The following is a 4381-nucleotide window of genomic DNA, read 5'->3' as shown; positions in this document are numbered from 1 at the left end:
ATAGATGCGTCTAATGCTACACAAAATTTAAATATTTTTTACCTATAATAAATGCTTTGTTAATCTCTAAAGAAAGGTGGAAAGATGTCAGCATTTATGATACTCTCAACATTGCTTGCTGTTGTGGTTGTGGCGTATTATATTCTAAAAAAATATAATCCCATTTTTACTTTTTTGTTTTCAGGAGTGATTATACTCATCTTTGCATTTTATTTTACAGGTGCGCCTATACCAAAATCCCCTGTAAGAGAGAGTGTAAGTTTTTTAGATGTTTTGCTTGATAGCTTTGCCTTTATCACGGCAACTTTTAAAACACAGCTTGCTGGAGTGGGGCTAATTATTATGAGTGTAGCGGGATTTGCGGCTTATATGAAGCATATTAATGCTTCTGCAAAGCTTGCTTTTTTAGCCAATAAGCCACTTGGGAAGATTAAGAATAAATATTTAATTTTGAGCGGAACTTTTATTGTGGGTATGGCTTTAAAAATTGTGATTTCAAGTTATGCAGGACTACTTTTATTGTTGCTTGCTTGTATTTATCCTGTGTTAATTGCCCTTAAAATTCGTCCCATTACTGCTGTTTGCGTGCTGTCTTTAATTGCTCTTGATTATGGACCAAAAGATGGTAATTCTATCAATATGGCAGATATGGTGGGACAGAAAGATAATGTTGTGGAGCTTTTTTAAATTATCAAATTTGGAGCGTGCTTGCTTATGTTGTAGTAATTGCAGTTTTAATCCCTTTTTATTTTGCTTGGATCGATAAGAGGGATAGGGTTAAGAATGTGCTTTGTGAAGAGGTGGAAGCACCAGAGATTATTAATCCGCAATGTCCAACACTTTATATTTTATTCCCTTGGTTGCCTGTGGTGTTTTTGTTTGTGGCTTATTTTTTAGGTATAAAGCTTGATGTGGTAACTGCGAATTTTCTTAGTATTGCCCTAGTGTTTATTGTAGAGTTTATACGCCATAGAGATGGTAAGAAGCTAGGTGAAGATATGGTGGTGATTTTAAGGGCGATGGCAGAGATTTTTATTAGTGTTGTGAGTATTATCATTGCAGCTTCTGTGTTTGCAGATGGGATTAAGGCACTTGGTGGAGTTGGAATCTTGGCTAATGCAGTGGGTGCTTTAGGTGGTGGGAGCGCAGACATTGCTGTGTTAGTTAGTATTGCTGTTTTGAGCTTTTTAGTGTATGGATTTGCGGTAATTATGGGAAGCGGAATCGCTGCATTTAACGCCTTTGGACGATTAGCACCTGATATTGCGACAAGACTTGGAGTTGCTCCAATTACTTTAGTGTTGCCCCTTGAGATTGCTTCAGCCTTAGGAAGAGCAGCTTCGCCTATTGCTGGAGGGATTTTGGCGCTTGCTGGGTTTGCAAAGGTATTCCCTGTGGAGATTATCAAGCGCACAACGCCACTTTTACTTGTTGCAATGGCGGTAAATATTCTAGTTGCTTTCTATCTTGCTAAGACAAATCCGCTTCTGCCACAAGCGGAGCTTAGCGTAAAAGTGGAGACAAGTTCAATAAAAGATTCCAACTTATTGCTGGATTCTTTTTAAAAGTTCAGCAAGCGTGTTGGAATCTAAACGCAAAAGGGTTTTTTCAAGCTCTAAACTCTCTTCAAAGCTAAGTTGTCGAATCTGACTTAAAAATTCTAAAAGTGCGTCTTTCGCTATAACTTGTTCTTGTGGTTTGATAACGCTTTGGATTCCTAATTGATTACTCATAGCGTTTTGCGTATTGATAAATGCGCTAGGCGTTTTGTATTTATCAATGAGATTTTGGCTAGGGTAACTTGCTTTTGTGTGGATTTGTCTGCTGTTATTAGGGTTTGGAGCGGACTCTGGCTTGGGATTAGGCTTTGGTTTTTGTGGTGTGCTATTATGCGTTGGCACTTGCATTTGTGTGTCAATTTTAAATGCCATTGTGGAATCCTTTTTAAGCCCTTAAAATGTTTTTAGAATCTCACAGATGGAATCTAAAATGTAAGTGGCTTCCTCTTTGCTTAGAATGTAAGGGGGCATTAGATAGATTGTATTCCCAAGCGGGCGGAGTAATAGTCCCTTTTCTAAGCCTTTATTAAAGACTTCTAAGCCTTTACGCTCCCCTTCAAATCCTATCAAATCAAAAGCAAAAACCATTCCTTGATGGCGCAAATTCCTAACACAGCTAAACTCCCTTAAAGCCTGCATTCTCTCCCAAATAAATGCGGATAATTCTTTGTTTTTTACAAGCACATTATCGCACTCAAAAATATCTAAAACTGCATTTGCACACGCACAAGCTAGAGCATTTCCTGTGTAAGAGTGGGAGTGTAAAAAGGCTTTGTTTTCTCTAAAGGGTGCATAAAATAATTGATAAATCTCATCACTTGTAACAACCACAGAAAGTGGCAAATAACCCCCTGTAATGCCTTTGCTAAGGCAAAGAAAATCTGGCACAACACCACATTGTTCATAGGCAAAAAGACTTCCTGTTCTCCCAAACCCAACGGCAATTTCATCAAAAATCACATACACGCCCGCTTCTTTGCAAAGTTTTGTCGCTTCTTGCACAAAGCGTGGGTTATACATATTCATATTTCCTGCACATTGAATGAGTGGCTCTAGCACGAAGGCGATAATGGAATCTTTTTGCGTAGATAACAAGATTTTTAGGGCTTCTAGGGAAGCATCAATGTTTTCTCCCACAGGGGCTTTAATCTTTAGCGTTTCTAGCAAAATGGGCGCATAAACATCTGTGTAGATTCCAACATCACCTACGCTTAAAGCCCCGATAGTCTCGCCGTGGTAAGCATTTTCTAGACATAAGAATTTACTTTTTCTATTCCCTTTAATCGTGCTTGCCCCTTTAATAACGCTTGCGTGGAATGCCATTTTAAGAGCCACTTCAATGGCGCTTGAGCCATTATCTGCATAAAAACATTTGCCAAAGTTGGAACCCAAAAGCCCTAAAAGCCGCTTAGATAAGTCAATTATGGGCTTATGGGTAAAACCTGCAAAAATGATATGCTCTAAAGATTCTAATTGTTCTTTAAGTTTTGCATTAATGTAAGGATTGCAATGCCCAAAGAGATTCACCCACCAACTAGAAATGCAATCTAAATATGCCTTGTTTTCAAAATCATAGAGATACACGCCATTAGCGCGTTTGATAGGGATTAATGGAATATTGTTTTCGTGGTCGTGCATTTGTGTGCAAGGATGCCAAATGCAAGATAAATCTAGCTCTTTTAGAATTTGCGATTCCATCTTTTGCCTTTTTATTGGGAATTTTGCGTGTATTTTATCTCTTAAAAGATAAATTTACCGCCTAAGACACAAAAGAATAGCACCACAACTTATTAAAAATGCTCCAAAATATTGCAAAGCACTCAAATGATTTCCTAAAATCCAAATGGATAGCACCACAGAAACTAGCGGTTCAATCATTCCTAAAATTGCAGTTTTTGTGATTCCAACTTTTGGCATTCCTAAATAATACGCAACCATTGCAAAAAGTGTAGAAAATATTGCAAGTGCAAGCAAAGAAAAGATTCCAATAGGTGGAATCTCAAAAAGGTTTGGAATGCTATTGAGTGCTTTTAGCATACTAAAAAGCATCGCAAGTGATGAGAAAAAGCACACATAAAAACTAGAAACTAAAAAGTGGCAATTGCGCGTTATCCTTTGGCTAAAGATGATATAAAGCCCATAAAAAAGCGCACCAATTAAAGAAAGCGCAACGCCAAGAGGGCTGAGTGCAATGTCCTTTGGGATTTGTAAAATCACTATCAATCCAATAATGCAAAGTGCAAGCGCAAGAAGTGTTTTTAGTTGAATTTTTTCTTTGAAAAACACAAGGGCTACAAGTGTAACAATGAGAGGATAAATGTGGTAGAGCATTACAGAGAGTGCCGTTTGAATGTATTTTAAGGAATCTAAATAGGCAAAAGACTGGATGGAGTATAGGATTCCACCTAGAAAGACAAATTCTAAAATCTTACGCTTAGGCAGTAGAATTGGAACTTTTTCAAGGCGTGCAAGCGCAAGCAATAATACACTTGTGCAAGCAAATCTAAAAAACAAAATGAAATCTGTCGTTAATCCGCTATTTTGTCCAAGAACCGTCCAAATAGGCATAAAGCCATATGCAACACTTGCGCTAATCATCCACAATGCACCAATTTGTTCTTTGCTCAATACTCATCCTAAAATAAATGCTTTAAATTTTATGGAATCTTAACTATTCCCTCTTTTATCTCTCCTTAAGCTTTTATAGCTATAATTCCATTTCCTTTTTTGCGCTAAATTTTAATCCCTTAAATTAGCACATTATGATGAATTAGTTTCAACTAATTGAATCTCTAGTTTTAATCAGTTTTTAGTTTCTTGAT

Annotated in this window: 3 protein-coding genes and 1 pseudogene; 1 reads left to right on the top strand and 3 read right to left on the bottom strand. The window is 37.3% G+C overall.

Annotation, left to right across the window (positions count from 1 at the left end; all coding sequences use genetic code 11):
• The first annotated feature begins 84 nt into the window (after positions 1–84).
• Positions 85–1565, top strand: a pseudogene (dcuC, locus tag MRZ19_RS04905) (C4-dicarboxylate transporter DcuC).
• Here dcuC and MRZ19_RS04900 read toward each other — a convergent pair.
• From MRZ19_RS04900 to MRZ19_RS04890, 3 genes are read right to left on the bottom strand one after another with little or no spacing between them, the layout of a single operon-like run.
• Positions 1545–1931, bottom strand: a complete 387-nt coding sequence (locus MRZ19_RS04900; protein WP_291030934.1) for a hypothetical protein — start codon at positions 1929–1931, stop codon at positions 1545–1547. The pseudogene dcuC and the gene MRZ19_RS04900 sit on opposite strands and share 21 nt — an antisense overlap.
• A 21-nt stretch (positions 1932–1952) precedes the next feature.
• The gene (locus tag MRZ19_RS04895; RefSeq protein ID WP_291030932.1) at positions 1953–3257 is read right to left on the bottom strand and encodes an adenosylmethionine--8-amino-7-oxononanoate transaminase; all 1305 of its coding nucleotides are present in this window, start codon (positions 3255–3257) and stop codon (positions 1953–1955) included.
• Positions 3258–3311: 54 nt separating this feature from the next.
• Positions 3312–4187, bottom strand: coding sequence for a DMT family transporter (locus MRZ19_RS04890; RefSeq protein ID WP_291030930.1), 876 nt, complete (start codon positions 4185–4187; stop codon positions 3312–3314).
• Positions 4188–4381: the final 194 nt, after the last annotated feature.

It is taken from the genome of Helicobacter sp., assembly GCF_022770205.1.
GTDB lineage: Bacteria > Campylobacterota > Campylobacteria > Campylobacterales > Helicobacteraceae > Helicobacter_D.
Note: the sequence above shows the minus strand (reverse complement) of the source record. Positions and strands in the feature narration are given on the sequence as shown.